The organism is Roseateles sp. P5_E4 (assembly GCF_054049255.1).
In genome coordinates, this window is sequence record NZ_JBFUMS010000012.1 from 180,446 (window position 1) to 200,499 (window position 20,054).

A 20,054-nucleotide genomic window follows, 5' to 3' on the forward strand; every position below is an offset into this window, starting at 1 on the left:
AGCTTGACCTCTCGACGGCAATCCCCACAAACACGCTAGACGCTGCTAGCATCCGCGCGCCCTGGCATTAGGCACTTGCTGCCTAGCGTCCTTGTCTCACTGTCACTATGTGATTTACTTAGGTGTCCCTGAGTACTCCTCAGTTTCGCCATGCTGTTTAGTGTTTCGCCATGCGCGTAGCGCTGGGTCAGCCAGGGATAGAGATAAGGAGATGTTATGAACAATTTTCGTAAACATCGCCTGGTTCTCGCGTGCATTAATTTTGCAAGCGCCGCAATGCGCCTTGCAGCTGCACTCGTGAACATGGCAAATAACTATCCTGCGCATGCAGCAGAAGTGGATTCACAAGTATCAGCTAAAGCCAGGGAAATGGGTATTTCATCCATCAGATGAGGCCCGAATCGTTGGTATGAAAATTAAACTGGCGGTACGGAAATGTTGGACCCCGCCGGGCTACTACTACCATCTACGTCAAGGTGGTCATGTAGCTGCGCTTAAGGCGCATTTAAATAGCACGGCGTTCCTGCATCTCGATATCCGCGACTTCTTTAGTCGCGTGAATAGGTCTCGAATCACGCGCTGTCTCAAATCGCGCGTTGGCTATTCGGTCGCTCGCGAATATGCAAACGACAGTACCGTACGCCATCCCACTCAAGCCAACCGGTACATGCTGCCGTACGGATTTATCCAATCGCCGCTATTGGCGTCATTGGCGCTTTTTGACAGTGCCCTTGGCAAACGGCTGGATCAGCTATCCAAGATTGGTGGCGTGGTTGTTAGCGTCTATGTAGACGATATTGTCGTATCGTGCAGCGACGAAGCAGTGCTGCTGAGCTACCTTCAGGAATTGGCGGCTCTGGCCGTTAAGTCGGCATTTGACTTGAACGATGAAAAACAGGAAGGCCCTGCACCGCTAATTACTGCATTCAACGTAGAAGTCTGGCATCAAGGCATGCAGATCCGTCAGCAGCGCATGCTCGAACTCAAAAACGCATTCGACATCGCCACAGGACCGCCTTCTAAGGCAGGCATTAAGAGTTATGTAACGTCCATCAACGACGCTCAAGCCGGAGTTTTAGTCTAGTTGGAATCCAGCGAAGATTTCAACCTGTGGAGATAACATCGGATCGCGGTAAGGTCCTTAATCTAAAGTCCCGCAGGATCGGGGGGCTTAAATTTGTAGTGCTGGCTTGGTCGCCCGTGGAGGTGACCTGCCCGCTGGATCTCAAGCAAGCACCGGCGCCACGCATACGTGAAGTCCACACGCCGGCGACGCCCTGCCGACGCACGCCGCATGCTTGAATTGCACACCCGCGAGCAGGCCACCTAGCGCACCAAGAGCCGCCGCACCCAGGGGCCCCTTGGAGACAGCCAACATGAAGACCTCCCTCCGGCAGCTCGCCCGCCGCTGCTTCCTGACTACCGCCGCGGCAACAGCCCTCGCGGCCGGCTTCTCAGCCAACACCGCCCATGCCCAGATCACCATCGGCCAGACCGCCGGCCACACCGGCCAGGTGGCGGCCAGCGTGGGTGAGGCGACGAAGGGCGCCAAGCTCTACTTCGACATCGTCAACGCCGGCGGCGGCGTCAATGGCCAGAAGATCAACCTGGTGTCGCTTGACGACAAGTTCGACCCCAAGATCGCCGTCACCAATGCCAAGCAGTTGATCGACCAGGGCGTCATCTCGCTGTTCCTGAACCGCGGCACGCCCCATACGCAGGCCATCATGCCGCTGCTGACCGAGCACAAGGTACCGCTGGTGGGGCCGTCCACAGGCGCCATGGTGCTGCACAAGCCCGTGCACCCGTGGCTGTTCAACGTGCGCGCCACCTACCAGCGCGAGGCCGAGCGGGCCATCGAGCACCTGAGCCTGATCGGCATGGAGCGCATCGCCATCGTGCAGGTGGACGACTCATTTGGCGACGACGCCGTGCAGGGCGCCATGGCCGGGCTGACCAAGACGAACAAGAAGCCCGTGGCCCACGAGAAGTACGACCGCGCCAAGCCCGACTTCGGCCCCATCGTGCCCAAGCTGCTGGAGAAGCAGCCCCAGGCGGTGATGTTCATCGGCTCGGGCACGGCCGTTGTGCAGGGCATGAAGGCGGTGCGCGCCGCGGGCTCGAATGCGCAGCTGGTGACCCTGTCCAACAACGCCTCGATGGGCTTCATCAAGGACCTGGGCGACATCGGCTACGGCGTCATCGTCAGCCAGGTGTTCCCTTATGAACGTTCCATCGCCAAGCCCATCATCAAGGAGATCTCCGAGGCAGCCCAGAAGGCCGGCGTGGACGTGACGCCCACCGTCGTCGAGGGCTATGTGTCGGCCAAGGTGCTGGTGGAAGGCCTGAAGCGCGCCGGCAAGCAGCCCACGCGCGACGGCCTGCGCAAGGCGCTGGAGGGCATGAGCCGCTATGACCTGGGCGGCATCGAGCTGGGCTACAGCCCGACCGACCACAGCGGCCTGGACTATGTGGACCTGGCCATCATTGACCAGAGCGGCAAGTTCCGCCGCTGAGAGGCTGACCCGGCGCTCGCCCGCCCTCGCCCTCTTCCTCTTCTGCTAACGGCGCGGCTTCGCGCACACCCCAGCACGCACCTCTTCCTCCCGATTGATGAAGGCGCCGGAGTGCACCGGCGCGCGCGGCCATGGAGGGCCGCCCAGCAGCCCGCTCCCGCCCTGTGTTCTGCGGGATGGCGCCCGCCCGCCCCACGTCCAACAGTCCGCCGCCTAGGCCGGCGCATGCATGGGCCGCAGCAAGGCGAGGCAGGGACGTATGAAGAGCACCAGACAACATCTGTCCGACGAAAAGCTGCTGGCCGAGCTCATCACCAGCGTGCCGGTGGACGTACTGCTTTCCACGCTGCAGATCGTCTCCACCACGGTGCTGTCCGATCAGACCGAAAAAGGCCGGATGTTGCTGGCCGCGGACGAGCAGGCGTTGGGTGTGTTCAACCTGCATCTGGTTCCACCGCCTGATGCAGTTCCCGAACGCGACTATTTCCTGTCCTTCGACGGCGCGCCTGGCGCGCGCACGGGCTTCCGACTGGCGGTGTCGCTCGAGGAAGGCGCGCAGCGGCCGCTATTCAACCTGGCGCGCTCGGTGGCATCGCACGGCCTGGTGGCGGCCACGCTGGCGGCAGACGGCCAGTCGCTGACGGCCGCCCCGGGCAACCCGCCGGTGCAACTCGTCGGCCAGGGCCTGTTCCTGGTGCTGCAGGGGCAGGCCGGTGGCAGCGTCAAGCTGAGTTTGTCGCCCAACCGCGAGGCGCCTGACGACGTCGTCGTGCTGCAGGTGCAGCCGCCCACGGTGCTGTTGGGTGGCACCAGCTTCGGGTTCGAGTTCACGCACGGCATCGTGCTGGACTTTTCCAGCGAGGCCGGGCCGGCGGACGGCGTGGTGGTCGATGGCGTCGCGCTCGCCACGCCTGCAGACGCACCCGCCTGGCAGGGCATTGCCGTCAACCGCGCGCGCTTCTTCCTGCCCCAGGGCGTGCCCTTCCTCGGCGGCCATGCGGTGGACGCGTGGCTGCAGCTCGGCCTGCCGCCCACGCCGGGCATCGACCTCATCGTGAATGCCCAGGTGCCGGCCGACGGCGACCGGCCGGCCATTGCCGTGCGCATCGAATGCCGCGACCCCACGGCCACGGGGCTGGACGGCTTCGTGCCCACGTTGGTCGAGGCGGTGATGGAGCTGCCACTGAACGGCCGCACCGAGAACTTCGGCCACGCGCTGACGTTTGCGGCAGGCACGCCGGTGCTGGCGCGGCTGCGCTATGCGCGCAAGCCGGGATCGGCCGCCGCGGCGCCCGCGTCTGAAATGAGCCTGGCGCTGGAAAGCCAGGGGCCGGACGGGCTGCTGAAGATCGACAGCACGCCGGGTGGCCTGGGCGCCAAGATCGCCGTCACCGCGGCCACGCTGGCCACCGCGCTGATTGCCCAGCAGCCACCACCGCCCGGCGGCGACGACAGCGGCGTGGTGCTGCAGACGCTGCTGGTGGCGGCCACGGGGCTGTCGAGCTTCCTGGAGCACGGCGAGCTGGTGCTGCACGGCGCGGAGCTGATCAGCAGCGGTGCCAAGCTGCCGGGCGGCGACGCGGTGCGGTTGAAGCTCGATTATTCGGTGGCGGCCACCGTCACCGGCATTGACGTGGGCGTGCTGTCAGTGCAGATGCAGCCCAACCAGCCGCTGCGCGTGCGGGTGCGTGAGGTGGTGCTGAGCATCTTCCCCGACAAGCCCGGGCTGGAGAAATTCCATCTCGACTACGCCCGCAGCTCGATGGAGGTGGAAGACCCCGGCGGCTGGCTGGTGCAGGGGCCGGGCTCGCTCTTCGACGTGCTGGGCACGCGCTCGGGCCGCGGCTCGATGTGGATCGAGGTGGACCTGCGCTTCAAGCTCGACCTGGGGCCGGTGAAGGTGAGCGGCTGCACCATCCGCGGCACGCTCGACGAGAACGGCAAGCTGAGCGGCGAGCTGCGCGGGCTGGAAGCGTCCATCGCGCTGCAGCCCATGATCACCGGCAGCGGCGCGGTGATGCTGACGCCCAATGGTTTTCGTGCGGCGATGGAAGCCAGCATCATGCCTCTGGGCAAGCTGGGCGCGAGCGCCGAGATCGAGACCGAAGGCGAGATGCTCAAGCTGGCGCTGGGCGTGGACCTGCCCGGCCCGCTGCCGCTGGCCAACTCGGGCCTGGCGATCTACGGCGTGGGCGGCATGTTCGCGATCAACGCCAAGCCCAAGCCGGTGCCGCCGGGCGATGACCCGGTGCAGGCGGCGCTGGACTGGGACTACCGCGAAGCGGGCATGTTCGTGGAGGAAACCGGCGCCTTCAGCTTCGGCCTGGAGGCCGTGATCGGCACGGCGCCGGACATGGGCTTCACCTTCAGCGCCCGTGCCGGCCTGTTCGTGACCACACCGGACATCATCGTGCGCGGCTCGGTCGAAGGCCGCTACATGGGCCCGCGCATGAAGATCGCACGCGGCGGCAACGACCTGTCGCTGCTGCAGGCCAAGGGCGTCATCCTGGTGGACCCGGCCGACGGTGTCACCATCGCCGTCGAGGGCGAGTACAAGATCCCGCACATCGTCACCACCACGGTGCCCGTGGGCGCGCATTTCCCGACGGAATCAGCGGACTGGTTCATCCATCTGGGCGCCGACGGTTACCCCGCCGAAAGCCGCGAGCGCGGCCCGGTGCGCTCCATCTTCCTGCCCGACATCGTGGGCCAGAGCTCCGACGCCTATCTGATGATCCGCGGCAACGGCATCAACAACTGGCCGCGCGGCGGCACCTTCTGCGCCGCCCCGGGCAGCTTCGTCCTTGCCTTCGGCGTGGGCTTCGACATCGTCTATGGCTTCAAGCCCGTGGTCTGGGCGGACGTGTTCGCGCGGGCCGACATCCTGGTGGCCACGCACCCGATGAGCTTCGTCGGCGCGGGCACCATCGGCGGCGGGCTGCACATCGGCATCTTCTCGGTAGGCATCGACGCGACCATCAACGTCGTGCTGGTGGACGGTTCCGACCCGCACGTGAAGGCCGAGCTGTGCGGCAGCATCGACCTGTTCTTCGACGAGATCCGCAAGTGCGTGACGCTGGAGTACGGCAGCCCGTCGCCCAAGGACAAGGTGCCCGAGCCCGAGCACCCGCTGGATGGCCACGGGCATTCGCTGGTGGACGACCAATACCACCGCCTGGCGCCGCTGGCCACCAAGCCCGAGGATGCGACGCCCGAGAGTGCGGTGTGGCCCGACAGCATCCCGTTGCTGGCCTTCAGTACCGCGCCCAAGCTGTCGTTCGCCTCGGCGCAATTCCCCGATGCCGGCGGCTACCCCGAGGGCTTGCGTGCCAAGCCCCTCGGCAGCGATCTGCTCAGCTACGACTGGGAGCTGCTGGACGTGGCGCTGATCGACGCCACCGAGGCCGACGTGGTGGTCGCCGGGCCCTTCAGCAGTGCCTGGCACGGAGGCAAGCATGGCGATGCCGGCGGCCAGCCGCAGCCGGCCGAGCTGCTATTGCTGACGCCCTTTCGCGACCCGTGGATGCATGCGGTGGGCGACGCGGGCGCAGGCGTGGCGGGAAAGCCGCTGCAGGCGCTCGCCGACATCTGTCATCTGCGGGCGGATGCACATTTCGGCTGGGCGCTGGGCGGCTCGGCCGCGCGCGAAGGCAGTGGCTTCCGGTTGCCGCCCGACCCGCACAGCGCCGACCCGCTGCAAAGCCAGGTGCGGGCGCGCGTGGAGCTTTTGCTGACGCAGCCCGCGCTAGCCCCCGTCGTGCTCGACAAGACCGCGGCGAACCTGCTGCCCCTGCACATGGGCTACACCGGCCCGCGCGTGTGGCCGTTCGCGCCGCAGTCGCTGGACGGGCGGCAGTTCAACGCCTGGCTCGACCCCGGCGCCGTGCAGTTCACGCCGCGCATCGACTTCGCCTTCCAGCGCGTGCAGCCGCGGCACGACCTGCGCATCGTGCCCGACGAGGCGCTGACGCAGCCGCGCCTGTGGCTGGTGGTGCGCGCCACCGACTGGCAGGCCAATGCCGCCGGGGTGCGGCCCTTCGTCGTCGTCGACGACCTGGCGCGCCGCTGGGCACCCGATCTGCAAGCGGATCTGGGCGACGGCTGGCTGGCCGTGCGCTGGCTGCCGCCCGCCGACGGCGCCGTCAAGCTCATCGAGGCGAGCTGCGTCGCAGGGACGCGGCTGGGCTTGCTGGCGCTGGGCGGCATCACGCTGTCGGCGGCCGCTGCCGCTGCGGCGCGCAATGCCGCCACGGCAGCCGAAGCGGCCAAGCAGAAGAAGGCTGCCGACGACGGGCCGCCCAAGGCCGACGCAAAGCCATCGAAAACGCGCCGCGCCGTGCTCGACCCCGGGCGGCTGTACCGTATCGATGTGCGCATGCGCTGGTCCGGCACGCTGTACGAGGTGGATGACAAGGGCCAAAAGCAGGTGCTGGTGCCGCAAGCCGCCGATGGCACGACCGACAGCGTGCGCAGCTACTGGTTTCGCACCGCGCCGCTGCTCGGGGCGGGCGGCAAGCCGGCACCCAGCACGCATGCCTATCTCGACTTGATCCACCGCAAGCGCGATTTCTTCGACCCGGCCATGCTCCAGCGCTACCTGTTGGGCTATGAGCCCGCGCAGAGCGAACTGCACCGGTTTGCCCACGACCCCGTGCGCATGCGCTTCGCACCGGGCCACGTGGCGCTGCTGGCCGCGGCCTACAAGTACGAGCTGCTGTGCGGCCTGCGCCGGCTCGACCAGCCCGAGGAGGTGGAGCCCGACCAGTTGCTCGTGCCCAAGCTCGCCTGGGTCACCAGCACCACACAACTGGCCGGCAGCGCCGCCGTCATCGCCAATGCCTATCTCGCCTCGACCTGCGGCCTGGCGCCCAACGTGGCCGAGCTGCGCGTGGACGTGACGCTCACGCGCGACACCTGGTACGAGGTGTTCGCGCTGGCCAAGTCAAAGCGGGAAGGCGTGGCGGACGGGCGGCTGCCCGGCGTGAGCTTTCGCACCTCGCGCTGGGCCACCGGCACCGAGATGCTGGCGGGCCTGCACTTCCCGATCAGCGGCCTGGCGGGTCACCCGCAGGGCGACGTGGCGCTGCAGCCCGGCACGGTGCTGGCCGCGCATGTCAGCAAGGGGGACGACGCCGCTTTCGATGCCTTCCTCGACGGCCTCGGGATGGACGGCTGGCCCGCCGCCGCCGAGCCGCGCATCAGCCTGCTGTGGCTGCCGCCGGTGGCCGCGGGAACACCTTGGCTGTGCGCCGGCGCGCTGATCGAATCGCCCGAGCCGGTGCACCGAGACGGCCGTTTCGATGTGACCGACCTGCAACTCGTGAGCGGCGCCAACAGCGCCAACTTCAACGTGCGGCTGCGCGACCGCAGCGGCTCGCGGCTGCTGTTCGCCGCGTCCGTGCCCTTCGTGCCGCGGCGCACGCGGCGCGGCATCGGCTTCGCGTGGGTCATGCCCAGGCTGCGCCTGCATTGCACCGACCAGCCCATCGGCCTGCCACCCAAGCCGTTGCAGGGGCTGCTTGAAGTTCCGCTACAGCCCAGTTTTGCCCAGGAGGCCGCATGAACAGCTGGCTCGTTGACCCGCGCTATTTCTCGGCCCACGCAGCGGCGGCCGGCATCGTCGCCCCCGACCCCGACCTGCCCAAGGGCACGCATCTGCGCCTGTTCCCGTCGGCGGCCCTCGGCTTTCCACTGGCGCCCTTTCTGGTGTGGCCGGTGGAGGCGTCCGCGACCGATGCGCCGGCCATGGACTGGTTCGCCCGCGACGGCCGGCTGCTGCCCGCGCTGAACCTCGACGTCGGGGGCGGCCAGCTCATCGGCCGCCGCCAGCTCGAGGCGCCCAGCGACGCCCGCGTGGCCGGCATCGAGGCGCGCTTCCAGGGCAGCGGCGAGCTGGCCCTGCTGGGCCGCAGCGGCGACCGTGTCGTGGCGGCTCGGTCTTCGCCGCGCTGGCTGGTGGCCGCGCCGCAGATCACCGGCCTGCGCCTGCGCGGCCGCGGTCGGGTCACGCTGCAAGGCTGGGGGATCTCGGCCGGGCGGGCGATCGAGGCGCTGCTCGGCCAGCAGCCCTTCGCCAGCCTGTCGCTGCCCATCGAGGGCGACCAGCCCTGGTATGCAGGCGGCGAAGGCGCCGCGGTTGCGCTGCAGCGCGCCGAGCGTGCGGCGCCTGAGCGCTGGACCCGCCCCGACCGCCCCGACGGCCCCTTCGATGCGCTGCCGCCTTCTGCCGAACGCGCGCGCGTGGCCGCCTTGCAGGCCGACCTGGACGACGACACCCAACGCCTGGTGGGCGACGCGGAGAAGCCGCCGTCGCTGGTACAGCGCACACACCTCTGGGAGGCTGCGGTGGCCCTCAACGGCAAGCGCCGGCCGTGGCAGCGCGCCACTGAATGGGTGCAGAGCAGCCTGCTGATGAAGGCGCTGGACCCTGGCGCAGGGCGGTACCTGGGCACCGCCACGCTGCTGGACAACCTGCTCGTGCCTGACAACCCGTTCCAGCCACCCGGCGCGCGCGGCTGGCTGGCGGCGGGCCTGTTTGCCGTCGGCCCGGCCATGCGCTTCGAGCTGCCTGACGCCGACGCGACGGAACTGGAACTGATCGAGCGGCTGATGCAACTGCAACCCGGGCTGCGCGGCCCGGCCGAACTGGCCGTGCAGCGCCATGGGCTGACGCTGCGTGCCTTCGTGGCCACCGCCTTGGCCGCGCCGCCGCCCGACCTGCCAGCCGCACCCGAGGTGCTGCTGGGCGATGCCGGCTGGCAACGCGAGGACGAGGGGCCGAGCATTCGGTTCCGCCAGCAGCTGCGCATCGCCACGCCGGCGCTGGCCACGCTGGTGGCGCTGGGCCGGCTGGAGGCCGACGGCTGGCGCACGCGCCATGACATGGTGGACCTGACCCCCGCCACGCCCGATGCCGACCCCGCCGAGCGCGCCGCCCCGCGCATGCTGGGCAACGCCGACAAGCTGCACGACGGCGTCTTCGGCATCGTGTCGGATGCCAACATCGACGCCGGCAACGCGCCCTGGAGCTACCGCGTGGCCCTGGCCGACGTGTTCGGCCGCTTCGGCGCAGCGACCGAGGTCGTCGTGCCGACGCCGCCGCGGCCGCCCATGCCGCAGCCGGTGCTGCGCTCACACCTGCAACTGGTCGGGCGGGCGGCTGGCGACGCGGCGGCCGTGGCCGGCAGCGTGCGCTGGTCGGTGGTGGTGCCCGCGCTGCACGAGATGACGGCCGGCTCGCGGCCCTTGTCGCGCGTCGTGATCGACCTTGATGGCGCACTGCAGGACGCCGCGGCGCCGCAGGACGGCGGCGTGCTGCACTTCGACTTCGAGCTGCCTGCGCTGCTGCCGATGGAAAGCCGCGCCGTCACCGCGACGGCCCATTTTGAAGATGACGCGGGCACGCCCGGCCCCACCGTGGCAGCGACCATCGCCATCCACGACCCGCGCACACCGCCGGTGCCGCAGACGGGCGTCGCCATCGTCTGGAGCAGCCGCCCGGCGCCGGCGACCGATGTCGAGTTCCGGCTGCGCTTCACCGGCGTGGCCGGCGCCCGCTACCGCGCCTACCTGGCGGATGCGCGCGGCCTGGAGATCGCGCTGATGGACGGCGAGCGGCCCCGTACCCGCGCCGAGGTGGCCGTCGATGGCGCGCAGCGGGGCCTGGCAGGCCTGGGGCTGCGCGACCGTTTCCGCCTGCTCACCGACACGCCGCTGACGCCCGGCGGCGATGGCAGCGTGCTGTTCGACACGCGCCTGCCGCGGGCGCTGGAGACCGTGCAGTTCCTGCGCTTCGTGCCACTCAGCAGCCAGGGCAACGAGGCCGCATTCGAGAGCTGCCCGCTGCTGCCGGTGGCCGTGCCCAGCGACCGGCGCCCGCCCGCACCGCAGGTGGAGACCCGCGTCGACCCGGCCAGCGGCGTGGCCACCGTCACGGTGCGCGCGCCGGGCCTGGACCTGGTGGCGCTGCGCGCCGCTGAGCCGGGCCTGTTCGACGAACCACCGGCCGCGGACGCGCAGCCGCCCGAGTACCGGCTGCGGCGCGCCAGCGGCGGCGTGCCCGAGGCGCTCTACGCCCGCGAGATCGGCCGGGGCATGCTGCGACGCGGCGGCGGGGAGTTCGTCGCCGAGGTGGGCGACTCGCCAACGCCCGAGGGCTTGAGCGCCTATGTGCGCTACCACTACTGGGCCGAGCTGCGCATGCCGCCCGAGCGCCGCCTGCCGCCTGGCGTGGCCGAGATCCCGCTACCCGCCGGCGCCGTCGAGCCGCTCCAGCCGGCGCAGCGCCTGGACGCGCCGGGCGCGTTCAGCAGCGCGTCCGCGCCCGCGATGGCCATGTTCGTGCCGGCGGATATCCCGGCGTTGCCGGACGGCAGCGTGACGGCAACGGTAGGCGCCGGTGCCGCAGCCGGCACGTGGCGGCTGACGCTGGCGATCCGCGGCGGCCCGGTGGCTCACCCACGCGCGGTGGGCGGCTTCAGGGTGCAGGTGCATCTGAAGCTGGATGACGGCGACTGGGCGCCCGAGGCTGCCGCGGTGCCGCTGGACAGCGGCGCGCTGGACCTCGTCATCGAGCGTGCCGTGCCTGCCGTGCCGCCGGTGCCGGCCTTGCAGCTGGCGCTGGTGCTGGTCGACCCGGTCGGCCGCGAGGCGCCGCTGCTGCGGGTCACCGCCACGCCGGTGTGACGCCGGCGGCGGTGGCTCAGGCCGTCATCGCCCTGGCCACCAGCAAGGTGTCGGTGAACTGCTCGAAGGCCACCACCCGCCCCGTCTTCAGCCGCCACACGTGGGCCACCCGCGCATGCACGGCCTTGCCCGTGGCGCGGTGGCGGCCGCTGTAGTGGCCCAGGGCGACCAGTTGCTCGCCGCCGTCGATGAGCTGCTCCAGCGTGAAGCGATAGTCGTCCCAGTCACGGCCCAGCACCGCGAAGACGTTGCTGACGACAGCCGCGGGGCCGATCCAGGTGCCCGCGCAGGGGAAGCCGGCCATCTCCGTCCAGGCCACGTCGGGGGCCATGTCGGCCATCATGGCGGGTATGTCGCCGCGCGCCGAGGCGGCGTAGTGGTCGCTGATGATTTGCAGATTGCTCTTCACGCCTGCCTCCGGCTCACGAAGCACAGCCATCGATGCTGCAGAGCGCGGCTGCGTCGCCCGGCTGCGCTGGCGCCTGGCCAAGCATGCCCTGCAAGGCGGACGCGAAGTCCTGCGGCCGCCCCAGATAGGCCGAGGCGTCCACGCGGCTGAGGCCGGCTTGGGTCTCCAGCAGAAAGCTCGGGAATCCGCGCGCGCCCGTCTGCGCCATGAAGCTGCGCGTCTGCTCGATGTGGGCCTGCACCGGGCCCAGGCTCTGGCGGCCCAGCTCGGTCGCGAATTCCGCCCTTGGCAGGCCGATGGCAACGGCCTGCTCGATCAGCACGGCGGGCTCGGCAATGCGGCGGCCCTGCACGTAATGGGCGGCCTGCAGCTCGGCCAGCATGTCCGCACCGCGGCCGGCAAGGGCTTCGGCGGCGAGGATGGCGGCGGTGGGCGGCTCGGAGTCGAACACCGCCTGTGGGTCGCACAGCAGGCTGTCGCGGTAGGCGTCGCCGAAGGGCTGGCCGGTGGCTTGGGCGATGCGCTGGTCATGCGCCAGCACGTAGGCGCGCAACTCGGGCGTGACGGGCTGGCGTTGCGGGCCGGTCATCATGCCGCCGGCATGCAGGCGCACCGGCAGCAGGCCGCGGGCCGCGCGCACCAGGGGCGCGGCGCCCCAGCACCAGCCGCACAGGGGGTCGTAGATGTAGTGGAGGACAGGGCTCGTCATGGTGCTCACCAGGCCATTTCGCCCTTGTTGACCTTGGCGCCGATGTCCAGGGCCATGCCCAGACCGGCCTGGGGATACGCCTGCTTCATGGCGGCGATGAGCTCGGCGCCGGTCTTGGCCTTGGCGGCCTCGGCGTCGAAGCGGCGCAGGTAGTCGCGGGTGTAGCGGATGGCGCTGGTGTCGAGCGCGGTGCCGGCGGCCATGTGGCCGGGCACGACGGTGGCGGGCTGCAGGGCCTCGATCTCGTCGAGCTGGGCCAGCCAGGCCTGACGTTCGGCGGGCTTCTGGGTGTCGGCCGTCCAGACGTGCAGGTTGCCGAAGATGGCGATGTTGCCGGCCACGGTCTTGATGGACGGGATCCACACATAGGGCCGGTGGGCCAGCACGCCGGTGGTGCCGCGCACCTCGATGGTCTCACCGTCGACGGTCAGGGTTGTGCCCTGCAGGGCCTCGGGCACGATCGGCTGCTGGGGCGCGTTGGCGCCCATCTTGGGCGACCAGAAGGCCAGCTTGCCGGCCAGCTTGGCCTGGATCTTCTCGCGCACGGCGGGCGTGGTCACCACGCGGGCCTGGGGGAAGACGGTCTTGAGTGTCTCGGCGCCGAAGTAGTAGTCCGGGTCGGCGTTGCTGATGAAGATGGTCTTGAGCGTCTTGCCGCTGTCCAGCACGTTGGCAGCCACGCGCAGAGCGTCGGCACGGGTGAAGCCGCTGTCGATGACCAGGGCCTCGGTCTTGCCGCTGATGACGACGGCGTTGACGTGGAAGCTGTTGCCGTCGGCGTTGTAGACCTTGACGGCCAGCGGGGCCTGGGCCAGGGCGCTGCCCGTGGCAACCATGCCCAGAGCCAGGGTGGGCAGCAGGCGGCGGGCGAGTTGGCTGAGAGGGAACATGAGCATCTCCGGTGGTGATCAGGGGGACGTGCCGAGGTGTCGGCGGGGTGTGGAGCGAACTCTAGGTTTTGCGGTATGGTTGATAAAGACCGATTCGGTTGACTGTTTATTTCGTAATTCGCCGCAATCAGGAAAGAGAACATGGATCGCCTGACCGCCATGCGCGTCTTTGTCGAGGTGGCCGACCGCGCCAGCCTGACCCAGGCGGCCGATCAGCTGGAGATGTCCACCGCCATGGTCAGCCGCTATCTGGCGGCGGCCGAGGACTGGTTCGGCGCGCGGCTGCTGCACCGCACGACGCGCCGCGTCAGCCTGACGGACGCCGGCAGCGCCGTGCTGCCCGCCTGCCGCCAGATGCTGGACCTGGCGCTGGAGACCCAGCACCTGGCCGCCGAGCGCAGCCGCGAGCCGGCCGGCCTGCTGCGCGTGACGACGCCGGGCTCGCTGGCCGAAGCGCAGCTGACGGCCGCGGTGGTGGATTTCCAGCGCCAGTACCGCCAGGTGGAAGTGATGCTGTCGGTGGCCGACAAGGCGGCCGACCTGGTGGCCGAGCGGGTCGACCTGGCCGTGCGCATCACCAACACGCTGGACCCGGCCATGATCACCCGCCCGCTGGCGGTGTGCCGCTCGGTGCTGTGCGCCTCGCCGGCCTATCTGCAGCAGCACGGCACGCCGCGCACCGCCGACGAGCTGCGCCAGCACCGCTGCGTGGCCCACGCCTTCGGCATCGGCAAGCAGTACCGCTTCATGCGCGGTGCCGAGCTGATCACCGTGCCGGTGGAATGGAGCCTGCACACCAACGAGACCGCCGTGCTGCGCCGCGCCGTGCTGGCCGGGGCTGGTGTGGGCATGCTGCCCACCTACTACCTGGGCGATGATCTGCGCGCCGGCCGGCTGCTGCCCCTGCTGCCCGACCACCAGCCCGAGGTGCTGGGCATCCATGCCATCTACCTGTCGCGCCAGCACCAGCCGCTGGCGCTGCGGCTGCTGGTGGACTTCCTGGCGGCACGCTTCGCAGGCGAGCCCTGGGACCGTGAACTGAACGCCGCCCCTGCGGCTGCGCACGAGGAGACTGCATGAACCAGCCCTTGCTCGACGTGCTGGCGCTGCTGCGCGCCGGCCAATGGGTGCAGGCGCACGACGAGGTGCAGCGCCACGATTCGCCCGAGGCCGCCTGGCTGCATGCCCTGGTGCATGTGCAGGAGGGCGACCTGGAGGACGCCGAGTACTGGTACGGCAAGGCCGGCCGAGACTGGCGCCGCCGCCTCGGGCTGGCCGAGGAGCTGGACGCGTTGGAGCGGCAGCTGCGTCTTTAACTGGCGCGACAGCTCGCGCAGGCCGGCCTGGCGGCCGCTCAGGTGCAGGGTCAGGCGCTGGCCGGCCGCGAGCCCCTCAAAATGTCAGCGCATCCACACGCCCCTGGACCTCGCGGTCCGGCATGCCGCGCACATCCCTGGCCGAGAATTCGCTGACCCCGCGCAGCGCGAACAGCGCCGCCCCGCCCTGCCCGCGCCGCAGATTGACGGCATGGAAGCTGGCATCGCTGACATCGTCCAGCACGACCGCGGTTCGCCCCTCCGGCTTGACGTAGCCAACCTTGACGTGATGAACCTCGATGGCCTTCACATGGCGCATGTAAAACGCATACGCCGGGGCCTTGCCGAACATGCCGGGCTCCGGATATCCGTTTGCGTTTTCGGGCGGAACCACCTTGCTCCAGGCCGCATCGCCGCCGCCTTGCGTTTCTATCTGCACATTGCTGATGCGAATATCCTCGATCAGATGCCCTTCCAGCCCGGCAATGGTGCTGGCGTGATTGACGTGCGCACCGGACACCACAATGTTGCTGATATTGATGCGCTTGATCGTGCCCACCGGCGGCTGATTCGGTCCGCGCAGGCGCGCGCCCAAGCGTATGAAGATCGGATCGTTCACCACATTGCGCATGGTGATGTTGGAAATCGTCAGGTCCTCGATGTGCGAACCGTCCACGCTTTCGATCGCCAGGCCCCGGCACTCATCGAAAATGCAGTTCGTGATGGTGATGTTCTTGAAGTCGCCGTTCGATTCGGTGCCCATCTTGATGCGGCCGTATCGCCCCGACCGGTATTCCGGCGCACTGCGCTTGAAGGTGCCGTCAATCACGCTGCCTTCGTCGAAATTTCCCGATACGAGGCAATCCGATATCGTGATGTTTTCGCAGTGCTGGATGCGCCCCAGGCCGTAGCTGGCCTTGAGGCAGATCGCGTCGTCCCAGGGTGTATTCAGGCTGCAATTCGTGACGCGCACGTTGTTGCACCCGTCGATATCCATGCCGTCGCGGTTGGTATCGATGGTCAAGTGGTCGATCAGCATATTGCCGCAGCCGGTTGCCAATATGCCGAAATGGCCGCCATGCAAGATCGAGAAATCGCGCAAGGTCACGTTGCGGCATTCGCGCAGCGCAATCGCCTTGTCGGCTTCGCCGGGCTGGTCCGGTTTGTCGGTGTAGTAGCCGGTGTACTTGTCGTGGCCGCTGATCAAGCCTTTGCCATGAATCAAGCCGCCGCCGACGATCGCCACGTTGTTCAGGCCAATACCCCAGATCAGGCTGTTTTGCCAGTGGCTGTGGCCGTAGTCCTGATAGTTGCCGCCGGCCTCGTTCGGCTCGGGCAGGTCGTAGCGCGCCACGCTGGCGTCAACCGCTTCGATCACCGCGCCAGCTTCCAGGTAGAGCGTGATGTTGCTCTTGAGCCGGATCGACGCCGACAGGTAGCGCCCAGGCGGGAAATAGACAGTACCCCCGCCCGCGGCCGCCGCGGCAGCAATGGCCGCATTGACCGCCGGCGAGTCGAGCGTGCGGCCATCGCCCTTGGCGCCGAAACGCCTGACGTCGAACAGCGAACTCGTTGGTATGGGCGGCGCTGCCAACGAGCAGGCCGGCAGCGCGGCAACGAGCGCAACGGCCCGTGCCAGGAAATGTCTGCGTATAGGTAGCAATGTAAATTTCTTGAACGCCACGGAACCGCACAGTCTTTGTCCGCGCGAACAATTCGACCAATGACTTATTCGCCCCGACCCATACGCATATTGACATCACCCGGCCCTGCTGCGCGGTTGCGATCAACCACCTGCCGTGCCGGCCGTCCATTCCACTTAAAACGGCATAAAGCCGCAGCTGCGAGAAGGTGCAGCGCCCAGGGCGGCTGCCGCGCCCGATTGACAGCCAGTTGGAATTAACCGACACCACACGGGCCGCTGCAACGCTAAGGTGCCGCCGCCATGAGCTCCAACCTCTCTCCCAGACTCTGGGACATCTCTCCCACCGTCGGCCCCGACGCGCCCATCTTCCCGGGCGACGAGCCCTACAGCCTGCGCTGGACGGCGCAGCTGTCGCCCGGCTGCCCAGTCAATCTCAGCGCCATCACGATGAGCCCCCATGTGGGCGCGCATGCCGATGCGCCGCTGCACTACACCAACGATGCGCCGGCTATTTCCGACGTGCCGCTGGACACCTATCTCGGCCGCTGCCGCGTCATCCACGCCATCGGCGCCGCGCCGCTGATCACGGTCGAGCATCTTCAGCACGCCGAAAACGACCTGCCGCCGCGCGTGCTGGTGCGTTGCTGCGAAGAGGCCGACACGGTGTGGAACCCCGCCTTCACCGCCTACGCGCCCGAGGCCGTCGAATGGCTGGCCGCGCGCGGCGTGCGGCTGATCGGCATCGACACGCCGAGCGTGGACCCGGCCGACTCCAAGGTGCTGGACAGCCACCAGCAGCTGCGCCGCCACGACCTGCGCGTGCTGGAGAACCTGGTGCTCGACGACGTGCCCGAGGGCGACTACGAGCTGATCGCCCTGCCACTCAAACTACAAGGCGCCTGTGCCAGCCCGGTGCGCGCCGTTCTGCGAGAACTCAAATGAACATCGAAGACGCCAAGCGGCTCGACGCCGCCGACCCCCTGCGCAGCCTGCGCGAGCTGTTCACGCTGCCCGACGGCGTCACTTACCTGGATGGCAACTCGCTGGGCGCCCTGCCCCGCGCCACACCCGAGCGCATCCAGCGCGCGGTGGAGCAGGAGTGGGGCCAGGGCCTGATCAAGAGCTGGAACACCGCCGGCTGGATCGACCTGCCGCGCCGCCTGGGCGACCGGCTGGCGCCGTGGCTGGGCGCGCGCCCGGGCGAGGTGCTGGTGGCGGACTCGACCTCCGTCAATCTCTACAAGGTGCTGCATGCCGCGCTGCAACTGCAGCAGGGCAAGCGCAAGGTTGTCATCAGCGAGCGCAGCAACTTCCCCACCGACAACTACATCGCGCAGAGCGTGGTGCGGGCGCATGGCGGCGAGTTGATCCTGACCGAGCAGCCCGAGGACATCCCGCCGCTGCTGGACGAGCGCTGCGCCGTGCTCATGCTGACGCATGTGAACTACCGCACCGGCCGCATGCATGACATGGGTCTGCTGACGCGCTGGGCGCAGCAGGCCGGCGCGCTGGCCGTGTGGGACCTGGCGCACAGCGCCGGCGCAGTGCCCATCGACCTGCTGGGCAGCGCGGCGGACTTCGCCATTGGCTGCGGCTACAAATACCTGAACGGCGGCCCGGGCGCGCCGGCCTTCGTGTGGATGCACCCGCGCCACGAGGGCCAGGTGTGGCAGCCGCTGACCGGCTGGCTGGGACACGCCAACCCCTTCGATTTCGACAGCGAATACCAGCCCGCGCCGGGCATCCAGCAGTACCAGTGCGGCACGCCCGCCGTGCTGGCGATGACGGGGCTGGACACGGCGCTGGACGTGTACGACGCGGCGAACAAACTGGGCGGCATCAAGGCGCTGCGCAACAAGTCGCTTGCGCTGACCGAGGCCTTCATCGGTGGCGTGGAGGCGCGCGTGCCGGGCGCCGTCATTGCCACGCCGCGGGACTCGGCCATGCGCGGCTCGCAGGTGTCGTTTTCGCTGCCCCAGGGGATCGATGGCTATGCGGTCATGCAGGCGCTGATTGCCCAGGGCGTCATCGGCGACTTCCGCGCCGGCGACCCCGAGCTGCTGCGCTTCGGCTTCGCGCCGCTGTACAACGGTTTCGCCGATGTGGCGTGCGCGGTGCGGGTGCTGGGGGACATCCTTGACTCACGCTCCTGGGACGCGCCGCAGTTCACGTCTCGCTCGAAGGTGACTTGACCCACCCCCTACTCGCTTCGCGAGCCCCCTCAAGGGGGCACTGCCAATGGCCCGGCAAGCCGGTTCCACGGCAGTCACTCGGTAAGGCACTACGCATTCCCATGGCAACCACTGATCATCACGGCGCCCAGCTCGATTTCTCCAAGGACATGAGCTATGGGGACTATCTCCAGCTCGACGCCATCCTCAGCGCCCAGAAGCCGCTCTCGCCCGACCACAACGAGATGCTCTTCATCGTTCAGCACCAGACCTCGGAGCTGTGGATGAAGCTGATGCTGCACGAGCTGCAGGCCGCCATCGCGAACGTGGCGGCCGACCGCCTGCCCGAGGCCTTCAAGATGCTGGCGCGGGTGTCGCGCATCATGGAGCAGCTGGTGCACGCCTGGGACGTGCTGGCGACGATGACGCCGCCCGAGTACAGCGCCATCCGGCCCTACCTGGCCAAGAGCAGCGGCTTCCAGAGCGCGCAGTACCGGCGCATCGAGTTCCTGCTGGGCAACAAGAACGCCGCCATGCTCAAGCCGCACGAGCACCGGCCCGACCTGCTGGCCCAGGTGAAGGAAGCCTATGACGCGCCGTCCCTCTACGACGAGGCGCTCAAGCTGATGGCGCGGCGTGGCATCCCGGTGCCAGCGGCCAACCTCAGCCGCGACTGGACCCAGCCCCACGTGGCCGACGAGGGCGTCAAGGAAGCCTGGCTGACGGTCTACCGCGCCCCTGAGAAAAACTGGGACCTGTACCAGATGGGCGAGGAGCTGGTGGACCTGGAAGACGCCTTCCGCCTCTGGCGCTTCCGCCACGTGACGACGGTAGAGCGCGTCATCGGCTTCAAGCGCGGCACCGGCGGCACGGGCGGCGTCAGCTATCTGCGCAAGATGCTGGACGTGGTGCTGTTCCCGGAGCTGTGGGCGCTGCGCACGGAGCTGTAGGGAAAAACGCCGGGCGTTGTCGATTTCGGCCGGCCTCGATCGTCGTTCCTGGCCCGGCCCGGTCGGCCGGGTTTGGAAAGGACCCGATGAAACTGCTCCTCACCTCCGCCGGCATCCGCAACGCGAGCATCCATGCCGCGCTGCTCGACTTGCTGGGCAAACCCATCGCCGAGTGCCATGCGCTGTGCATCCCCACGGCGCTGTACGGGCATCCGCACGGCAGCCCTGACAACACGTGGCGTTTCATCAGCGGCCAGGAGCCGTCCACGCCGATGTGCGAGCTGGGTTGGAAGTCGGTCGGGGTGCTGGAACTCACTGCGCTGCCGAGCATCGACAGGGCGCGCTGGCAAGGCTGGGTGCGGCAGGCGGACGTGCTGCTGGTGAACGGCGGCGACGCGCTGTACCTGTGCCACTGGATGCGCCAGTCGGGGCTGGCCGACCTGCTGCAATCGCTGCCGGACATGGTGTGGGTGGGCTTGAGCGCAGGGAGCATGGTCATGACGCCGTGCGTCGGCGAGGCCTTCGTCGAAACCAGGCCGCCCATCACGGGCGATGACAGGGCGCTCGGCATGGTCGATTTCGCGATCTTTCCCCACCTGGACTACCCGGGCTGGCCGAGCAACTCGATGGCCGCCGCCGAGGCATGGGCGGCCGGCATCGGCTGCCCGGCCTACGCCCTCGACGACGAGAGCGCCATCAAGGTGGTGGACGGCGCCGCGGAAGTCGTGTCGGCAGGGCATTGGAAGTTCTTCGCCCGCTGACG

14 protein-coding genes are annotated in these 20,054 nt (G+C 68.7%); 10 read left to right on the forward strand and 4 right to left on the reverse strand.

Annotation, left to right across the window (positions count from 1 at the left end):
• The first annotated feature begins 325 nt into the window (after window positions 1-325).
• From ACXJLH_RS22465 to ACXJLH_RS22480, 4 genes are all read left to right on the forward strand, one after another.
• The gene (locus ACXJLH_RS22465; protein WP_457446368.1) at window positions 326-1,084 is read left to right on the forward strand and encodes a reverse transcriptase domain-containing protein; all 759 of its coding nucleotides are present in this window, start codon (window positions 326-328) and stop codon (window positions 1,082-1,084) included.
• 292 nt (window positions 1,085-1,376) lie between these two features.
• Window positions 1,377-2,516: an ABC transporter substrate-binding protein gene (locus ACXJLH_RS22470; RefSeq protein ID WP_457446369.1), complete on the forward strand. Its 1,140-nt coding sequence runs from the start codon at window positions 1,377-1,379 to the stop codon at window positions 2,514-2,516.
• 259 nt (window positions 2,517-2,775) lie between these two features.
• On the forward strand, window positions 2,776-8,079 hold the full coding sequence (locus ACXJLH_RS22475) for a hypothetical protein (RefSeq protein ID WP_457446371.1): 5,304 nt from the start codon (window positions 2,776-2,778) through the stop codon (window positions 8,077-8,079).
• Window positions 8,076-11,201 carry a hypothetical protein gene (locus ACXJLH_RS22480; protein ID WP_457446373.1) on the forward strand — a complete coding sequence of 1,042 codons (3,126 nt, stop codon included), beginning with the start codon at window positions 8,076-8,078 and terminating at the stop codon, window positions 11,199-11,201. The genes ACXJLH_RS22475 and ACXJLH_RS22480 overlap by 4 nt, the downstream gene beginning before the upstream one ends.
• 16 nt (window positions 11,202-11,217) lie before the next feature.
• On the opposite strand, the gene ACXJLH_RS22485 is transcribed toward ACXJLH_RS22480, so the two are convergent.
• Genes ACXJLH_RS22485 through ACXJLH_RS22495 form a run of 3 tightly spaced genes read right to left on the reverse strand, consistent with a single transcriptional unit; the run spans window position 11,218 to window position 13,209 of the window.
• Window positions 11,218-11,610, reverse strand: a complete 393-nt coding sequence (locus ACXJLH_RS22485; RefSeq protein ID WP_457446430.1) for a nuclear transport factor 2 family protein — start codon at window positions 11,608-11,610, stop codon at window positions 11,218-11,220.
• A gap of 13 nt (window positions 11,611-11,623) precedes the next feature.
• Entirely contained in the window at window positions 11,624-12,319 is a 696-nt protein-coding gene (locus ACXJLH_RS22490) for a DsbA family protein (protein ID WP_457446375.1), read from the reverse strand.
• Window positions 12,320-12,324: 5 nt separating this feature from the next.
• Window positions 12,325-13,209: an MBL fold metallo-hydrolase gene (locus ACXJLH_RS22495; RefSeq protein WP_457446376.1), complete on the reverse strand. Its 885-nt coding sequence runs from the start codon at window positions 13,207-13,209 to the stop codon at window positions 12,325-12,327.
• 141 nt (window positions 13,210-13,350) lie between these two features.
• Here ACXJLH_RS22495 and ACXJLH_RS22500 point away from each other — a divergent pair, with 141 nt between their 5' ends.
• Entirely contained in the window at window positions 13,351-14,289 is a 939-nt protein-coding gene (locus tag ACXJLH_RS22500) for a LysR family transcriptional regulator (RefSeq protein ID WP_457446378.1), read from the forward strand.
• Complete coding sequence (locus tag ACXJLH_RS22505; RefSeq protein ID WP_457323539.1) at window positions 14,286-14,525, forward strand: hypothetical protein; 240 nt, start codon at window positions 14,286-14,288, stop codon at window positions 14,523-14,525. Before ACXJLH_RS22500 ends, ACXJLH_RS22505 begins: the two co-directional genes overlap by 4 nt.
• A 76-nt stretch (window positions 14,526-14,601) precedes the next feature.
• On the opposite strand, the gene ACXJLH_RS22510 is transcribed toward ACXJLH_RS22505, so the two are convergent.
• Window positions 14,602-16,209, reverse strand: coding sequence for a rhamnogalacturonidase (locus ACXJLH_RS22510; RefSeq protein WP_457446381.1), 1,608 nt, complete (start codon window positions 16,207-16,209; stop codon window positions 14,602-14,604).
• 261 nt (window positions 16,210-16,470) lie between these two features.
• On the opposite strand from ACXJLH_RS22510, the gene kynB reads away from it, so the two are divergent.
• The 4 genes from kynB to ACXJLH_RS22530 all read left to right on the forward strand — a co-directional run bounded on the left by kynB (window position 16,471) and on the right by ACXJLH_RS22530 (window position 20,052).
• Window positions 16,471-17,112 carry an arylformamidase gene (gene kynB / locus ACXJLH_RS22515; protein WP_457446383.1) on the forward strand — a complete coding sequence of 214 codons (642 nt, stop codon included), beginning with the start codon at window positions 16,471-16,473 and terminating at the stop codon, window positions 17,110-17,112.
• Window positions 17,109-18,362: a kynureninase gene (kynU, locus tag ACXJLH_RS22520; RefSeq protein ID WP_457446385.1), complete on the forward strand. Its 1,254-nt coding sequence runs from the start codon at window positions 17,109-17,111 to the stop codon at window positions 18,360-18,362. Before kynB ends, kynU begins: the two co-directional genes overlap by 4 nt.
• Window positions 18,363-18,463: 101 nt before the next feature.
• Window positions 18,464-19,291: a tryptophan 2,3-dioxygenase gene (kynA, locus tag ACXJLH_RS22525; RefSeq protein ID WP_457446387.1), complete on the forward strand. Its 828-nt coding sequence runs from the start codon at window positions 18,464-18,466 to the stop codon at window positions 19,289-19,291.
• 86 nt (window positions 19,292-19,377) lie between these two features.
• The gene (locus tag ACXJLH_RS22530; RefSeq protein WP_457446389.1) at window positions 19,378-20,052 is read left to right on the forward strand and encodes a Type 1 glutamine amidotransferase-like domain-containing protein; all 675 of its coding nucleotides are present in this window, start codon (window positions 19,378-19,380) and stop codon (window positions 20,050-20,052) included.
• Window positions 20,053-20,054 lie beyond the last annotated feature (2 nt).

Coding starts and splice junctions, on each gene's coding strand:
- ACXJLH_RS22465 (WP_457446368.1), top strand. CDS start 326: ATGCAGCAGAAGTGGATTCACAAGTATCAGCTAAAGCCAGGGAAATGG.
- ACXJLH_RS22470 (WP_457446369.1), top strand. CDS start 1,377: ATGAAGACCTCCCTCCGGCAGCTCGCCCGCCGCTGCTTCCTGACTACC.
- ACXJLH_RS22475 (WP_457446371.1), top strand. CDS start 2,776: ATGAAGAGCACCAGACAACATCTGTCCGACGAAAAGCTGCTGGCCGAG.
- ACXJLH_RS22480 (WP_457446373.1), top strand. CDS start 8,076: ATGAACAGCTGGCTCGTTGACCCGCGCTATTTCTCGGCCCACGCAGCG.
- ACXJLH_RS22490 (WP_457446375.1), bottom strand. CDS start 12,319: ATGACGAGCCCTGTCCTCCACTACATCTACGACCCCCTGTGCGGCTGG.
- ACXJLH_RS22495 (WP_457446376.1), bottom strand. CDS start 13,209: ATGTTCCCTCTCAGCCAACTCGCCCGCCGCCTGCTGCCCACCCTGGCT.
- ACXJLH_RS22500 (WP_457446378.1), top strand. CDS start 13,351: ATGGATCGCCTGACCGCCATGCGCGTCTTTGTCGAGGTGGCCGACCGC.
- ACXJLH_RS22505 (WP_457323539.1), top strand. CDS start 14,286: ATGAACCAGCCCTTGCTCGACGTGCTGGCGCTGCTGCGCGCCGGCCAA.
- kynB (WP_457446383.1), top strand. CDS start 16,471: ATGAGCTCCAACCTCTCTCCCAGACTCTGGGACATCTCTCCCACCGTC.
- kynU (WP_457446385.1), top strand. CDS start 17,109: ATGAACATCGAAGACGCCAAGCGGCTCGACGCCGCCGACCCCCTGCGC.
- kynA (WP_457446387.1), top strand. CDS start 18,464: ATGGCAACCACTGATCATCACGGCGCCCAGCTCGATTTCTCCAAGGAC.
- ACXJLH_RS22530 (WP_457446389.1), top strand. CDS start 19,378: ATGAAACTGCTCCTCACCTCCGCCGGCATCCGCAACGCGAGCATCCAT.